The 15366-nt window shown below is 47.9% G+C and carries 14 protein-coding genes; 9 read left to right on the top strand and 5 right to left on the bottom strand.

From position 1 onward, the window contains the following. Positions 1-327 (bottom strand): hypothetical protein (locus AC5FXQ_RS21295; RefSeq protein ID WP_493604429.1); only part of this gene is annotated, 327 nt, incomplete at its 3' end. Between the two features lie 135 nt (positions 328-462). Then, positions 463-3900 (bottom strand): RHS repeat domain-containing protein, encoded by a 3438-nt coding sequence (locus AC5FXQ_RS21290; protein ID WP_493604428.1) that lies wholly within the window; start codon positions 3898-3900, stop codon positions 463-465. Between the two features lie 931 nt (positions 3901-4831). Here AC5FXQ_RS21290 and AC5FXQ_RS21285 point away from each other — a divergent pair. Next, positions 4832-5302 (top strand): JAB domain-containing protein, encoded by a 471-nt coding sequence (locus tag AC5FXQ_RS21285; protein WP_493604427.1) that lies wholly within the window; start codon positions 4832-4834, stop codon positions 5300-5302. A 245-nt stretch (positions 5303-5547) separates the two neighbouring features. Here the strand turns inward: AC5FXQ_RS21285 and AC5FXQ_RS21280 are convergent, their stop codons facing one another. Beyond that, positions 5548-7080, bottom strand: coding sequence for a hypothetical protein (locus tag AC5FXQ_RS21280; protein ID WP_493604426.1), 1533 nt, complete (start codon positions 7078-7080; stop codon positions 5548-5550). Positions 7081-7810: 730 nt separating this feature from the next. Between AC5FXQ_RS21280 and AC5FXQ_RS21275 the strand changes: the two genes are divergently transcribed. The 6 genes from AC5FXQ_RS21275 (at position 7811) to AC5FXQ_RS21250 (ending at position 12114) form a co-directional block, all read left to right on the top strand. Further along, complete coding sequence (locus AC5FXQ_RS21275) at positions 7811-8779, top strand: hypothetical protein (RefSeq protein WP_493604425.1); 969 nt, start codon at positions 7811-7813, stop codon at positions 8777-8779. Positions 8780-8865: 86 nt separating this feature from the next. Next, a complete protein-coding gene (locus tag AC5FXQ_RS21270; RefSeq protein WP_493604424.1) occupies positions 8866-9204 on the top strand; it encodes a helix-turn-helix domain-containing protein in 339 nt (112 codons plus the stop codon). 227 nt (positions 9205-9431) lie between these two features. Further along, positions 9432-9827: a plasmid mobilization protein gene (locus tag AC5FXQ_RS21265; protein WP_493604423.1), complete on the top strand. Its 396-nt coding sequence runs from the start codon at positions 9432-9434 to the stop codon at positions 9825-9827. Next, the gene (locus tag AC5FXQ_RS21260) at positions 9802-10746 is read left to right on the top strand and encodes a relaxase/mobilization nuclease domain-containing protein (RefSeq protein WP_493604422.1); all 945 of its coding nucleotides are present in this window, start codon (positions 9802-9804) and stop codon (positions 10744-10746) included. Before AC5FXQ_RS21265 ends, AC5FXQ_RS21260 begins: the two co-directional genes overlap by 26 nt. Beyond that, a complete protein-coding gene (locus AC5FXQ_RS21255) occupies positions 10743-11231 on the top strand; it encodes a hypothetical protein (RefSeq protein WP_493604421.1) in 489 nt (162 codons plus the stop codon). Before AC5FXQ_RS21260 ends, AC5FXQ_RS21255 begins: the two co-directional genes overlap by 4 nt. Positions 11232-11403: 172 nt before the next feature. Continuing rightward, complete coding sequence (locus AC5FXQ_RS21250) at positions 11404-12114, top strand: hypothetical protein (RefSeq protein ID WP_493604420.1); 711 nt, start codon at positions 11404-11406, stop codon at positions 12112-12114. 50 nt (positions 12115-12164) lie between these two features. Here the strand turns inward: AC5FXQ_RS21250 and AC5FXQ_RS21245 are convergent, their stop codons facing one another. Beyond that, positions 12165-13019, bottom strand: coding sequence for a HEPN domain-containing protein (locus AC5FXQ_RS21245; protein WP_493604419.1), 855 nt, complete (start codon positions 13017-13019; stop codon positions 12165-12167). After that, positions 12985-13686, bottom strand: a complete 702-nt coding sequence (locus AC5FXQ_RS21240) for a hypothetical protein (RefSeq protein WP_493604418.1) — start codon at positions 13684-13686, stop codon at positions 12985-12987. The genes AC5FXQ_RS21245 and AC5FXQ_RS21240 overlap by 35 nt, the downstream gene beginning before the upstream one ends. A gap of 119 nt (positions 13687-13805) precedes the next feature. Here AC5FXQ_RS21240 and AC5FXQ_RS21235 point away from each other — a divergent pair, with 119 nt between their 5' ends. Both AC5FXQ_RS21235 and AC5FXQ_RS21230 read left to right on the top strand, forming a co-directional pair. Then, a complete protein-coding gene (locus AC5FXQ_RS21235; protein WP_493604417.1) occupies positions 13806-14210 on the top strand; it encodes a helix-turn-helix domain-containing protein in 405 nt (134 codons plus the stop codon). Positions 14211-14521: 311 nt separating this feature from the next. Beyond that, positions 14522-15358, top strand: coding sequence for a helix-turn-helix transcriptional regulator (locus AC5FXQ_RS21230; protein WP_493604416.1), 837 nt, complete (start codon positions 14522-14524; stop codon positions 15356-15358). Positions 15359-15366: the final 8 nt, after the last annotated feature.

Genomic DNA, 15366 nt, shown 5'->3' with positions numbered 1-15366 from the left:
CAGCACCGCGCGCTCCACCGCGTCCGGCACCAGGTCGTAGCTGCTCACACTGGCCATATGCATACTCAGGGGGCCTTCGGCCAGCGTCTCTCTTTGCTGCAGCATCTCCTGCCGCCGAAGCTGCACCGGCGCCTCCGTGTCCCCTTCCCGGGGGTGGGGGCTCTGGGCCAGCAGCGCGGGCGGGTAGAAGAGCAGCAGGAGGGCCACAATCAGCAGACCTGCTGCGCGTAAAGGGCAGAGGCGGGAAAGGGAGAGCGGGGTGGAATCCATAGAAGTTGTTATTTGAATGATCCTGTTAGATGATATAATACAACCAAGGCACTTCATCCAGTCTCCTTCTCTGATTCTCCCGCACTGCCCCTTGGTTAAAACGTCGCGTGTTACGCCTGCCCGGTTTTGTAGATATAAGCACCAGGTAGTGCAGAATTAATTGGCAAATACCTAAGAACCACTGTGCCAGGCTTACTGCTCGGCGTAGTGGTACTCGTAGCTCTTAACTACGTTCCCCTTGTGATCCTTCACTGCCTTCAATCGGCTAAGTGCATCATAGACATAATAAGCCGTGATACCATTCGGATCAGTAACACTGGTTACACCAACAAGGGGGTCATACGTGTAGGTCGACATTAGTGCACCACTTGGATGAATTCTAACTTCATCCACCAAGCCGGTGAGCGTGAATGTGCCACCCGAATATGGTTGGCTAACAAACTGCCATTCCTGTCGAACAAATTGCCAGTAAGTAAGGATGCTGTTCTGAGCTGCCTGAAAGCCTGGAGGCGCGATGAATGTAAAGCCATCTGAACTTCCTCTTCCAACTTTTGCAGGTCCGCCGTATGTAGAAGATTCATCTTCGAACCCATTATAGTAGATTTGATTCCACCCTGCACCAATAGCCTCTGCAATCGGATACTGGTTATCATATCCCCATAAATAGCTTATCCGGTTTCCATCTGGAATATTGATCTCAATTAGGTTGTTTTGCGTGTCATAAACATAATTGGCTTTCAACTTATACAAATTCGTATCGTACCATAATGATCCATTCTCGATCCGCAGCGGTTCCAAAGTAGAAAGCGCCGCTGAATTCTCTGTTTGCAGTACGGATGAGGGCAAACCATTGGCAGAAAATGTAATACTTCCAGCTAAGAACACAGAATCCATGCCTGAACTTAACCATTGCTGCTGCTCTACAACCGGAGAGACAATATGTCTGTCTTTCATCAGTGCCAAACCCAGCACTCTCCCATCACTGCTGGCTAAGTTTGCCCCTGGATAGTCAAGCGGGTAAGTGAGCCTAGTCGTTATTTCTCTCCTGTCACTGGTCTGTGTTACTATTCTTGTGGGTTGCGCATGTGCAGGATTGTCATAGTGAAATTTCGTAAAGGTTGTAATAGAATCGCCCGTTGCCGGGAAATAATCCGTTACCGCTGTACTCTGCAGGTAGCTCCAGGCAGAGACCTGCTTATACACCGCGAATTGAAAATAGGCAGGCACAAAAGGAGGTCCGTCAATTGGTGCATGCAGGTATTGAATCTTGAAGCCTAGGTTATTTATTTCATTAGGAGAATCAGTGTTGCTCTTGAAGGCCCAGAAATTAGAGGGATCATGATGCGTTTTATACTGATGATATGTTCTTCTGACAGGAATGTATGTGTTGTTGATCGCATCGTGTTTGTAGTGCGTCTCTCTCTTCAAGTTACCGGAAAGCCAGTCATAACTGGTTGACGGAATAAATGGTATATCCGATTGCACCGTTAAAGAAGGGGTAAAGTCATACCTGTATTCTGTTTTCCCATTATCAAAATCAGATATCCTATACTCAGATACGCACTTATAGATTACCGGATTACCCTTCACGACACCGAGAGGAACAACACTTGAGGATACCAGGGTCTGGTAGCTACAGGGAAACAACGCCTGCGTCCATGGGTCAACAGGTATGAAGGTCCAAAACCTGGAAAGCATTGAATACGTTGGTTTACCCCCACTGACTCCACTTGAATTAGTAGGTGCCGTTGGTTCCACATACTGATATTCCGTAGTGATAGCAGGACCAAACTCAGGGTTATCGACTATCTTTTCAACCCGTAGCCCTCCTGCTAACCTATTTCCATTGAACACCTCAATTTCTTCATACAAAACATGTATAGATGCACCAACAGGCACTGGTGACCTTATTCCACGTACAGTTATCGTATACATGCCAGGCACTCCAGGAATGATATAAGGATTTTTGGCCGTCTGACCCGTCCCTCCTGTTTTGCTGAACTCAAATCCGTTCGGGCCTGTAACAGTTAATGAGCCCAAATTCCTATTTACTTCATCATTTTCGTCTGTACCTCCTATTTCTCCTAAATCAAAGCTTACCCAGATACCAATGATTGTTTTGTCGGGGTCTATGTAAAAAGTATCTGTTACATTGGTATGGGCAGGAGCTTCAACTAATTTACTATCCTCTACAGCCACTTTTATTTCTTCCCCTTCTATAAAATATTCATTAGAAGCATAAGTAAAGTTTGAAGAACCCTTTGTCGGATACACGATTTTTGTCAGCACGCCATTCTGACATGTAGTTCTATTTGGCTCTCTAACTGCCCCTTGGTACACTGCCCCTCCGAACCTCAGCGTGGGAATCAAAGTAGTATTTACATGAGCCCCATTATAATACCCCCAATGATCCTGTGCAAGTGAACCTCTATGCGGGAGCTTTTGCTCATTATATAAAAATGCATACGGTTCCTTTCCAACTTCTCTAATCTGGGACAATTTTAGCCGGGCGTAGCGACTCTTCAGCTCAGGCTCTGATACACTCTCATAACCGGCTGAATAAAAGTATCCGTACTCCATTTTAAACTCTTTGATGGATTCAGAGTTATCTCTGTATGCGGCACGTATACCAGATACAGCATGAGTGCCAAACAGATCCTTTCTCTCTTCATCAGCATAATCAATTATTACTGTCTGGCCGTTAGATGCCGTGATCCTTTTCAACCTTTTCCCAAATACACTTTGAGAAACTTCGCACTGAAATTCTGCTCTTGGAGAACATGAGGCTTCTGCCACCGGCTGAAAGTAGTTTTGCATGGAAGATGACTGAAAGTAATGGTAAGTGATACTTTCATACTCGAAGCTGATTGACTCCCCGAAAGGTGTGGAGATTGAGCTCAGATAGAAAGTTGAGGGAAAGCTTTGATTTTGACTCCTGATTGCAGTGCCAATACATTGCTGCCTTGTCAATGTTGCTTCTATGTCTTTGAATAAATATACGTTGCCACTTTCGTCCCTCACCTGAAAGTAATTCCCATCTGCATGGACAATAAACTTGATTTCTATTGGAGCATAGGGCACAGGATAACATATTCTATCTTCAGTTACCGTAAAGGCTCCAGATTTTCCTGCAAAGTTATAATAGAAGTTATCAGGCTCTGAGTCAATTTGCCCATTCACAGCCTTCATTGCATAATCATAGTCGCTCCCAGAAGTGGTGTTGTAATTATTAGGATTGAAATTCTCTGGAAAAACAGGGAGCTTTCTTGCAGCAGACCCCATTAAATCTGACTCTCCATTAACCGAGCTGATAATTGCCCCTCCCGCATTCAAAGTCCAACCTAGACCGACATTACTGGCTATTTCATCTACTTTTATACCGCCGGCATGGTAACTTAAACCTATGGGTAAGGAAAGTCGTTTTAGTTTTATCTCATAGACCGGTATACTTATGCTGGGAACACCGTTGAATTTATCAACTGGTATGTCCCCGTACTTTCCCAAGGAAGCGCCTTCTGGTGAAGGAGGAGTAACGTTAGGTATAGCTGTAGGGTCAGTGTCCCGGGCATCCTGACCTAAGCCAATGAACGCCGAACAAATAAAGAAAAGTAAAAGGTATACTTGTCTCATCGTTATTTATATTAATACATATTCGGTTGTCGCTTTTGTTCTTGCAGGGTAGCCTTACGAAAACGCCTTAGTTGCATTAACCTCTTGAATCAGACACAGATTTCTGTTAATTCGAGAGGAATAAAAGCAATCCCTTAATTTTCAATAAACTATTACTCCTACTGTTTCTAAGTAATGCTTTAGTAGTTTGAGCAACATGAATCTTAGATTCAGCTTCTATGTGGACCTGTACTTACGGTAGCCCTATCTATTAACCAATCACAATCCCTATACTTATATCATATAATATTGTTATATATAATATAAAAAACATATAATTTTTTATTTTCTGGCCTTTGTTTTTGTCTTTACCATAGGCACACCAAGGTTGATTTTTTGATCTAAAAATTATTCAAAATTTTGAAGTGTATTAAATCAAACATTGAAGCCTAGGTAAGCTGAATTATTAAAATGGACTTTTATTATAAGTTCGTTGTCGTTGACATCACCTACCTTTCCCGTAAAAGGTAAGTACCCAGAGTATTGAGACGGAAGCGATCATTCGGTATAGTCAGGCCAAAGCCTTTCCGCAGATGGAAGTGTTGAATCTAAGATTAAGGAAATAACGGAAGAGGGTAAATTTACGCGTGAGAACAGGGAATGTAAACTAAACTGTGTGCCTGTTGCACAAGATCGCAAACTTTCTGACCTCCATTGTTTTTTCAGGGACCATCTCTTGGTCTTAAGACACTCTAAAGCAAAAGTCCATTGTCATTCATTCCGGCGCAATTTAGCCTTGCGGCCCGGACACGGGACAAGGTAGTCCTGAAAAAAATGGGTATCCCTGAGGGGAGCCCTCCGCATTTTTACAGGCTCCACCTATGCCCTTAGTCCGCCCGACAGGCAGGGAGGGCACCATAATCAATTCCTCAAACCTTTAAAGAACAAGATTATGGAAAAGCTGACAAAAAAATCCGGATTAAACAGAGTAGCAGAAATCAAGCTGACTTACCGCTCCAAAGTGAAACCATCCGAGCGTCCACAGGTAACCACCTCTACAGAAAGCGCAGAGGTGCTTCGCCAAAGTTGGGATACTGGAAAAATTGAGTTTGTGGAGCAGTTCAAAGTGCTGCTGCTTAACAGGGCCAACAGGGTGCTGGGTATTTACGAGCTTTCCACAGGAGGCGTGGCAGGTACGGTGGCCGACCCGAAGCTCATCTTCGCCGCTGCCCTCAAGGCCTGCGCCAGCGCCATCATCCTCTGCCACAATCACCCCTCCGGCAACACCAAGCCAAGCGCGGCAGACCTGCAACTGACGAACAAGATGAAAGCAGGCGGGGAGCTGCTCGACATTGTCGTACTGGATCACATTATCCTCACCAGCGAGACGTATTATTCCATGGCAGATGAAGGGCTCTTGTAGCCCTTCACTTCAATAAACACTATTGCTCGCTATTCTCTAAAATTAGCGCGTCTGATGACTCACCTAGTCTGAAAAAATCTGCTTTGTCTTAATATCTTGAACAAACGGCTCTTATACTTTAATTGCTGGAGTTATTTGATGGGCCTCCATTGCTGTCAGAATGTCTTTTACAATGAAACTCTAAAGCCTGTCGCCAACGAGTAACTCTGACAAAACACCCAGTTTCAGCCTCTAGCCGTATTATGTCAGGACTGTTCTTTTACATCACTTTTGATATAGAACCTCTCTATAATCTTTGTGATTTTTATCAGATCATTTTCTCTCAGTAGATCAAGTAGACCTTTGCCATCATAATAGGCGTTCAGTGTCTTAGGTTTATGCTTGCTCTTGTTCATAGTCTCTAAGAACTCCTTGCCATCATCAAAAAAGGAGGCGGATGTGATGAAGCATCCTTTTATCGGTTTCCCGCTTTCCTGCACCTCTTTGTCCAATGCCTTTGCTGCAAATGGAAGGGTTCTTCTGAAGAACCAACGCAACGTGTTCTTGGAGTCAGTGTCTCCAACTGGAATCCTGGAGGTAGCTGAATACCCCTTCAGTTCAACAACTACAACTTCTTTAGGCACAGAAGACCTGATTATAAAGTCGTATTCATAGTATTCTTTCGTTCCATCGGGCTTAATCATGGTCAATGTTCTTCCTTGTTCAATCTGCGCATTACCGTAAAAGGCACTGATCAGTGGGTACAGAAGGTATTCGAAAAGAACCCCTCTTATTTCCCTGAGGCTATCCTCCTGTCCAGAGTTCCTGATGAGTTCAAGCGTGCTTTCAACCGAAGTGGCAAGCGCATCATCCTTCAATGTCAGATCATTAACCTTTATGAGGTTAAGCCTCTCGATTACGGAATAGATGTTGGTGCCGAATATAGAACCCAAATCAAAGGATATGAAACCTAGCACCCTAGCCTTGTTCAGGGCATGTTCTGTTATATCCTTGTAAACGATAATGGGGATCACCTTGCGGGTTCCCTCACTTACAGAGTTTAAATTGATTTGCAACCGCCCTAAGAACCCATCCAAGTCCACCAGGGTGTAAGGCCTGGCGATAACAACGTCCACTACCACTAAAGTCATTTTTTCAGCAGTATTAGCTTTCGCTGCTAGGCCTGGGTTAAGACCTGTTGTCTTTGTGTATGCGTAGGCATCCCAAATGAGGTTATTCTGGCGCGCCCCTATTGATGGAGTCTTTTTGTTCCTGTATATTACTTTGTAATTGTCTACGATATTACTCCTGCTGAGCCAGCGCATAATATCAGGGAGAAACATACAATCAGTGACCATCCTACTCCGGTGGGAGTTCATCAACCTCTCTTCTGTTTCATTATCGAAGGGCTGATTTTCGTAGAGTATGTACCTGATACCGGTTTTATCGGATCGCTCCTTTACAATCCCTTGAAGGCTGAGGTCCCGGACAATATCACTAAGGGAGTCTGCTTTTGTGGAAGAAGCTCCCATGGGGGATGCGGTTACCTTCAGCCCTTCATAGAAGGAAATGATGCCTTCGTTCAAATCCATGGACTCCAGCAGTCGGAAGATCGGCGGGCGGTACTTTTGCGCTATCTCTTTGAGCCTCGGCAGGTTCAACTGCTCCCCGGGTTGCAGGTAGACATACTGCCTTTTCCCAAAAGTAAAGGGGTGGGATGAGGTCAGTAGACCGGCAGCGACTGACCTCTGCACAATCTTTCTTGCATTGTCACTGGTAATGCCGAATCTCTCGATCAATTCAGAGTTTAGGTCTCTCCCTGACACAAACTTTTTAAGGCTGATATACTTTCTTATAAAAGCCTCATACTGTTTGGGTGCCTTACTTGTATTGAATAGTCTGTTTTGTCCCACTGCCCTTATAACTTTTATTTCTGCAATAGTAAGGGGGCAAAGCAAAAAAAACTAAAGCAAATGACATCATTATTTTTAAATTGGTGATTATCAAAAACTTATATAATTGCAAAAATTATTACATTGGTTAAAAGATGGTGCATTGGTTCCTTTTTTGGCTTTTCAGAGACATAAACTGTCCGCAACTGAATAAATTTCACGGTAAACCTGGTCCTTCAAGCTTCCCAACTGTCAACCCCTTTCAGGATGCTTTTCATTCCCTAAACGTCTTTGAGGCCTGCACACTCTCCACGCTTCTTTCTGCTCTTGACTGTTAGCAGCCAAGTCGAAACATTGCCGACACTAAATCCTAATCAGCTTACTCTCTGCAGAGGGAGAAGTCTTTAAGCGCTTCCATCTCTGCCAATTACTTGCACTTCTTGTTGTCAATGTTTATATTAAAAATCTAAAACAATGTCTCTTTGCTTTGTTGGTCATACTTCAAAAACAGGCATAGAGTCTATGCGTAGATTTTTTAAAGACAAGAGGCTGGAGCTCCTATAAATAGCTCGGTGAAACGGGAATAGTTGTAAGAAGCTAAAACTTATAAAAATAAGGTCCCCAGAAGAGTCTGTACATGAAGCATCTGAAGCAATTCCTGACCCGACTGCAGAGCTTTGAGCTTAGGCTTGTCCATAGGAATGTGGCCGTGGGCCCACTAGGTAACAGGGAGGTGGCCGCTTACGACATCCGGCACGAGACGCCCTACGACGAGGCCGCCGTCTTCGAAAGCGAGCTCCGGCTCCTCTCCCAGACGGCTGCCCTAGATTTGCTCTCCCTTAACGGCCAGCAACTCCAACTGCTCCTGGAGCAGACCGCCTCCATAGAAAAGCGGTTCAGGGCCTTCTGGGTGAACTTCCACAGCCACGCCCCGGGCTACGGGCAGGCCTGCCCTGCCAATTACCTCCACCAGCTCAACCTGCCCGGCCTGTTTGTCGTGCGCAACCTGCAACCTGTTCATGCCAACGTGGAGGTCCGGGAGGAGCTGGTGGATGACCTGGGCGAGTCGGTCAAGCTGCGGGAGTCCCTGCTGGCGGGCCTCATCCGGCATGCTCAGGCACTGCTTCCCGCCCCCGTGGAAGAGCAGGAGCCGACCACGGAAAACACCATCCCCGCAAAGCCTGTCGCAGTCGCACCCCGGTTTGTGGACGGCGTGCCGGAAAGGCTCTTCGAAATCCTCAAGGGGTACTTCGCGCCAGAGGATCAGCAACAGCTACTCCTCCTCTTACAGGAGAACCGCTCCTCTGACTCTCCACTTCTCTTCCACGGAAACGGCAACCAGCTGGCCGATGCCTTCAAGCAGCTCTACGAGGCCAACCTCATCGTGGGCTGCCTCAAATCTGACCTGGAGGAGTGGATTTCCAGGCACTTCGCCTACGTGCTGCGCAAACAGCAGCGCACGCTGCCCGCCAGCTACCTGGCCGCCATCATCTCCTCCAACGCCAAGCCCTGCCAGTCCCCTATTCTGGACGTGCGAAAGCAACCCGGCGGCACTTATGCCGTCTACCCAGTGCTCCGCACGCAGAAAAACTATAACTATCAGTAGGAAACGGGAAGGATACGGGGCGGCCTTCTTGCAGCCCATCCAACAAAGGGCCTACCATTGCAGCACAAACCAAACGAAACGCCGCCATGGAACACTTCACCTTCGAGCAACTCCCCCGCGCCGTCAGCCTGCTGCACGAGAAAATGGACCGCATCGAGCGGCTGATAGCTGAGCACCGGCCCCAGCAGGAAGCGGCGGCCATCCTCAATGTCCACGAGGCAGCCGCCCTCCTCCACCTCTCCGTGGCCACCCTCTACACCAAGGTCAGCTGCCGGGAGGTCCCCTTCAGCAAGCGGGGCAAGCGCCTGTATTTTCAAAAAAGCGAGCTGGAGGAATGGATACGGCAGGGCCGGAAAAAGACCGTCTCCGAGATTCAGCAGGAGGCCAGCCAATATGCTCCAGCTAAAAGGAAGAAAGCTTTATAATGCTCGTGGCAGATTTTCCTCTTTGACCGGACCTCTTGACATAATTCCGTCCCTATAAGAATCACCGGAAAAGACCATTGATGGACAGCTTAAACAAGGTCTTTGAGCAAAGGGCATTCGGTTAGGGAGCAAGTTTGTGTTTTTGTCATACAAAAACCTCTTTTAAGGCCCTCTGCTCCCGGTGGTCGCAGCAGGTAATTTATCCCCCAATCTAAAACAAAACCTACATGGATACAGCGGTAGCGCAGCGGCGGCAATTCCCCGACAGAAAGAAGGGCGGCCGACCCGCCAAGCGGGTGAAGCGGAGCCTTACGCTCGTGGTGCGGGTAACCAACACGGAGCGGCTCCTGATTGCAGGCAAGGCCCAGGAGGCGGGTATGAGCGTCTCGGCATGGTTTAGGGTAGCGGCGAAGAAAGCGGTAGTTGTAGCACGTCTTCGTCCAGAGGAGGTAGCTACGCTGCGCATGCTCTCGGGGCTGGCCAACAACCTCAACCAGCTGACCCGGTTGGCCCACCGCGAGGGGCTGCTCTCGGTACAGGGCAAGTGTCGCCAGGCGCTCGACCGGATCAATCACTCGCTTCAACAATTAGGCAGAGATGATCGGAAAGGTTATGACCGGTAAGAGCTTTGCGGGCTGCGTGCGCTACGTGGTCCAGAAACCGGAGGCCACGGTGCTCGATTCGGACGGTATCCGCACGGACACAGCCGCCTCGATGGTGGCCGACTTCAACCTGCAGCGCAAACTCAGGCCAGAGCTGGAGAAGGCCGTGGGCCATGTCTCCCTGAACTGGAGCGTGTACGACAAGGCGAAGTTGAATGCTCGGGTGATGGTGGATCGGGCAAAGGAGTACATGGAGCGGATGCAGATCCGAAACACACAGTACCTGGTTGTGCTGCACCGGGACCGGGAGCACCCGCACGTGCACATCGTCTACAACCGGGTCAACTATGAGGGGAAAACAATACCAGACAGATTCCAGTACAGGCACAACGCCAAGGTGTGCCGGGAACTGACCCTAAGGCACGGCTACTATCTGGCTCCGGGCAAAGGGCAGGTGAACCGGGAGCGGCTGAAGGGCGCCGACCAGGGCCGGTATGCGCTGCACGACGCCATTCAGTTGGCCCTGCCGCAGGCCAGGAGCTGGCAGGAGCTGGAGAACCTGCTCCGGTGCAAGGGCATCAGTATCGACTTCAAGTACAAGCGAGGCACCCAGCAGGTGCAGGGAATCAGCTTCCGTATGGGCGAACTCTGTTTCAAGGGTTCGAGCATTGACCGGGGCCTGAGCTACAGGGCCATCAGCAAACAGCTGGAGCGGCAACGCCAACAGCTGCTGCATTCACCGGGCCCCAAGCTGCAAAAGAGCATGCCCGATGCTAGCAAAACTTCACCTGACCTTTCGACAGGCGGGGACCCTGTGTACCACTCCGCTCCTAACCTGCTTGACAGCCTGCTCACCCCGTGCGCGGCGCAAGCAGTGGACGCAAATGATTATCATTTCAGGAAAAAGAAACGCAAAAAGAAAAAGAGGATTCGCTTATGAAAACAGAGGAACTGGAGGAGCGCCTCCTGGACGTGGAGCGCGTGCTGGCCCTACTCGGCAAGCGGCTGGAAAAACTCGAAGAGCATGCAATACCGACTCCACCTGCGGAGGCACCGACACCTGATTATAGCAGTCAGTTTGAAGAGTTGAAGGCGCTTGTGCAGCGGCACGACATGGGCGCGCAGGCCCTGCAGATTTACGCGCAAATCACCTCCTTCCGGGAGACGATTACTAAGTTGCCCAAGGTGCTGCCCGTCCGGCATCACCACCATTTCGAGGACAAGTCCAGGGGCTTTGTGATCGGGGGAATGGTGTGTCTGCTGTTGGCTGCCATTTCCGCGGGATTGTGCTTTAGCCTCTACTGGGAGAATGGCAGACTGCAGGTAAATGATGTTAAGTACAGTTTGGTACAACAGAACCATCCAGAAGCTGCTGCAAAGGTAGATTCAATCTATCATTATATAGCAGAAGGTGTTATCGACTGACCTAAAGAAGAAAAGTAGAAAATCAACACGCAATACTGCTTATGAGATAGCAACGGTACCCTTACAACAAACACTCAACAAATTAAAAAAATATCCATATATTTAAATACAAAACAAGCTATAGCCAATTAGTCTGGCATTTGGCTTTTATGAAATAACAAAACCATAGTAGATGCTCGAAGTTGCAGACCTCTCGCTAAAACTTAATTTAAACGTATCAGATGATGAAATAATAGATCTTGGATACCGCTCCTATAACCTGGCACAGGAAGCTAAATTAAAGTTCTACAATTTACCTGAAGGCAGTGTACATGTCTGGGTTGAGCAGGGATCTGTTAACCATAGGACCAAGATTTATTACGGTTTGTTAACCTTAATCAACTTCGTAGGCAATTTTGATGGATTTGTTGGTGGTGTTGAGAAAATGGTCCACTATAGCAACAAAGCCATGGATTATATAACAAATGAATCAATCAACTATCACGATTCAGGCACCGTCAAAATTCTATCTCATAGTAGATCAACTGGTTTTCCCGGACAGATAAAAACAATAATGGTTGAGGTAAACAAAGGAAAAATTACACCTGATGATGCGACACTTAAAGTAGTGAAGTTGCTTGAGCAGGAAAACGAAGACCAAGAACTAAAAGATCAGTTTACCGCTCAATTGCATAGTGAATTAAATCAATTATATAGATTCCCAAGTAAACAACTGGAACTCTACCCTACAGACGCATACAGGGTGCCCGGTAAAAACACAAGCATGCCTAAACCTAAAAATCGGCCATCTACTCCGGCTGCCTTGAAACCACCCCTTCAAGGGGTTGAGATTTGGCAAGATCCTGATAGTGGCGAAACAATAGTAAAGCCCTATCTAAAGTAATTTCCCCTGCCCTTACTACAGCAAATAAAAGCTCCATTCTACTATCTATTTTACTCTTGTTCTAATAACCTTTCTTTCTCATAAAATACTTCCTTTGCTAGCACCTGCAGTTTACAAACCCGATTAAACAGGACCCTTAGCATAACGTCACCAATTTTGAATTCAGGTTCATAGCGACCTTTTAAGTAGGCTTCCTCCAATAGGTGCACCAACTGCCTTTCTTCGGCTGTGTCTCTGGGAAAGACAGCGTTGAGCTGTGGAGCGCAGCGGCGGCTGTGCTTGATAAGGGCCTTGATGGAGTGGGTGTGCATCTCCTTCTCCATCAGCGAGAGCAGGATGGCCCTATAGGTCATTTCGGCTGCCTGGTGCAACTGGAACGCGGCAACAGGCAAGCTAGTACAGCTTCGGGCACAGTCGTAGAAGGCAAGGGCTTTATTATAGCTGGCTTCGAACTGCAGGCGGGCCCGCTCCCCTACTCCTTTGAGCAAGTGCGCTGGTGTTGCAGGCAGGGTATCACTGCCCCAGTTGTCATACACCAGCCTCTCCGGCCTGCAGGCAAGCGAGTAGTAGATATGCCCCCGCTCCAAAGCCTCCCGTACCGCGTCCGAGCGGTGCAGAGAGCAGGTCACCTGCCGGTGCCGCAGGTTGGCAAACTCTATTATAGACTGGTGCTCGGTGAAGCGGATATGGGGTTTGCAGGGCAGCACCACCAGCAGGTCCACATAGCCTTCCGCCCACGCACCGTCCAGGGCAAGGTGGTTGAGCAGGAAAATCTTCTCAGGCTGCACGGTCTCTGCCAGGAAGGAGATGATTTGCGCCACATCGTCTGAAAGCTCTGCCGGCGCCAAGGCATCAGGCGCACGCTGCGCTTCACTCCCCTCCCGTACTGTTTTTATGTCCTTCATCTGTTAGCCCGGCTACTGCAGTGATCTGTTCCGTTATCTTTCCAAATATGTCTTCCTGACAGTCGAGGAGCAGCGTGAAGTAGTGAGCTACTTCCAGCAGGCGCTCCAGCTGCTCGTAGTGCAGCAGCAGGTCGTAGTTCTCCGTGTCCTGCAGCAGGCTGGTGGCGCACAGGGCGTACTCGGTCCACTCCGCGAGCAGCCCCTTCCACTCGTCGAGCGACTGCGTGTCAAAGAAGTCCTTGAGCACGAGCATTGGGTACTCCAGCTCCCGCTGCCGCAGGCACTGGATGTCTGTCCCATAGTCATCCTCCAGCCTATAACGCTCCAAGGACATCTGCCTGTCGTCCTCCAGCCACTCCAAAGAGCCCGGCGAGTAATGGGGCACCAATACCTCCCCATCCCGCGCCTCTTTTTCCTGGAGCAGAAGCCAGCAGGCCTCCATAAGCTTTTCGAGCCGCTCCTGCAGCACCACCGCATCTAGGGGCTGCGCCATCTGGTGCCATCCTATCTTGCAGGTGGCTGCCTTCAGGTACTGCCACAGGTATACCCGCAGGTGGTAAATCCGGCAGTAGTCAAACAGCTCCAAGATAACCGATACAGGATCTTGTCTCTCCTCTTCTGAGAGGTGAATAATCCCATCCGTTGAGTTGTTTTTCACGCTTTCCATAAGTGCAGTTAAAGGTTTACCCTAAGATGGCGCATTGCTTTCGTGTACCGAACCCATGACCTGTGTATTTTACCCACCCTACGGTTTTCTTACTCGCCCGAAAACGCTATATTTGGTAAATGGAAACGACGATGAAACCAGCACATATTGGCCGTAAGATCAGCCGCATCCGCGAGCTGCGCGGCATTAAGCAAGAAACGTTAGCCCAGGAGTTGGGCGTGAGCCAACAGACAGTATCCAGAATGGAGGCAAGCGAGGCAGTGGAAGAAGATATCTTGGCAAAAGTAGCTAAGATATTAGGCGTTCAGCCTGAAGCTATCAAGAACTTCAGCGAGGAGGCAGTGTTTAATTATTTTAACACTTTCAACGATCATAGCTTCAACAATGGAGCATATAATGCTAATAACTGTACCTTCAATCCATTAGATAAGTTAATGGAAGTAATCGAAGAGAATAAAAAGTTGTATGAGCGTTTGCTACAGAGTGAGCGTGAGAAGGTCGAGATATTAAGGGAGAAGAAGTAAGAATTTTATCTTTCGGTACAAAACGGCACTCGTTCCTTAAACTACCTGTACATAATAAAACTATTAATCTATAAGAGGCCTCCAAAGCCTCTTATTTTTTTATCCACCCAAATGTGCATTTTCACATAGGCCTACAGGTAAATTACCATAACTAAAATACCTTCTTGTTTATATAGGCACAATTATATAAATTTAAGTTAATATATAATTGTATGTCCCGCTCAGGAAATCTAAAGAAGTATCTACTAATCGTCAGGCTGCTTCAGGAAAACAAACAGAAAGCTCCCTCGCTAAAAGCGATTCAGTCCCACTTGGAAAGCCACGGCTTTAACAACACTTCCAGCCGTACGCTGTCACGTGACTTTCAGACGCTGTACGCTGAGTTTGGTATATTTATAGAACATGATCCGCGAAAACGGGGTTATATCATCAGTACACCCTCTGATGAGGACATAAGCGATTTTAATCAGTTCCTCAAACTGCTGGAACTTGCCGAGCGCGTGGAGACAATAGCGCAGACGCTGCAGGCTGCCGCCAACACCTCCAGAAGCATTGTTTTTGAGCACAATGATTTCTTTAAGGGCTCTGAATATTTGAAAATCCTCGCAGATGCCATTCAGCGGAAGATTCTTGTTAGCTTCGACTACCACTCTTATCAGAAATCTCAGGCTGATAAATATACAGTTGCTCCTTATTTGATTATGGAGCACCGCAACCGCTGGTACCTGCTTGGCCAAGATCAGCAGGCTCTTAAGGTGAAGACATTCGGATTAGACCGCATGCAGCAGGTACAACTCCTGCAACCTTACTTAGAAGCAGCGCCCTTTGATTATAAAAAACTGTTTGAGTATACCTATGGCATCACCTGCTTAAAAGAAGCCCCCAGCAAAGTCGTACTTTCCTTCACGCCACAGCAGGGCAAGTATATCAAAAGCCTGCCCCTCCACCACTCCCAGCAGATATTAGCAGACAATGAAATTGAGTTGCGTATCTCGCTGCTGGTGGTGCTGAACTACGACCTGAAAATGCAGTTGCTCAGCTATGGTAGCAAGGTGGAGGTACTGGAGCCACCCCAACTGAGGCAGGAAATAGAGGAAGAATTGCAAAAAGCCTTGAAAAAATATGCAGGTATGACAGAATTTGGCTGAGGGGTAGT

Source organism: Pontibacter sp. LHS1 (genome assembly GCF_058932855.1).
This window is presented reverse-complemented; position numbering and strand designations above follow the sequence as displayed.

Coding starts and splice junctions, on each gene's coding strand:
- AC5FXQ_RS21290 (WP_493604428.1), bottom strand. CDS start 3,900: ATGAGACAAGTATACCTTTTACTTTTCTTTATTTGTTCGGCGTTCATT.
- AC5FXQ_RS21285 (WP_493604427.1), top strand. CDS start 4,832: ATGGAAAAGCTGACAAAAAAATCCGGATTAAACAGAGTAGCAGAAATC.
- AC5FXQ_RS21275 (WP_493604425.1), top strand. CDS start 7,811: ATGAAGCATCTGAAGCAATTCCTGACCCGACTGCAGAGCTTTGAGCTT.
- AC5FXQ_RS21270 (WP_493604424.1), top strand. CDS start 8,866: ATGGAACACTTCACCTTCGAGCAACTCCCCCGCGCCGTCAGCCTGCTG.
- AC5FXQ_RS21265 (WP_493604423.1), top strand. CDS start 9,432: ATGGATACAGCGGTAGCGCAGCGGCGGCAATTCCCCGACAGAAAGAAG.
- AC5FXQ_RS21260 (WP_493604422.1), top strand. CDS start 9,802: ATGATCGGAAAGGTTATGACCGGTAAGAGCTTTGCGGGCTGCGTGCGC.
- AC5FXQ_RS21255 (WP_493604421.1), top strand. CDS start 10,743: ATGAAAACAGAGGAACTGGAGGAGCGCCTCCTGGACGTGGAGCGCGTG.
- AC5FXQ_RS21250 (WP_493604420.1), top strand. CDS start 11,404: ATGCTCGAAGTTGCAGACCTCTCGCTAAAACTTAATTTAAACGTATCA.
- AC5FXQ_RS21245 (WP_493604419.1), bottom strand. CDS start 13,019: ATGAAGGACATAAAAACAGTACGGGAGGGGAGTGAAGCGCAGCGTGCG.
- AC5FXQ_RS21240 (WP_493604418.1), bottom strand. CDS start 13,686: ATGGAAAGCGTGAAAAACAACTCAACGGATGGGATTATTCACCTCTCA.
- AC5FXQ_RS21235 (WP_493604417.1), top strand. CDS start 13,806: ATGGAAACGACGATGAAACCAGCACATATTGGCCGTAAGATCAGCCGC.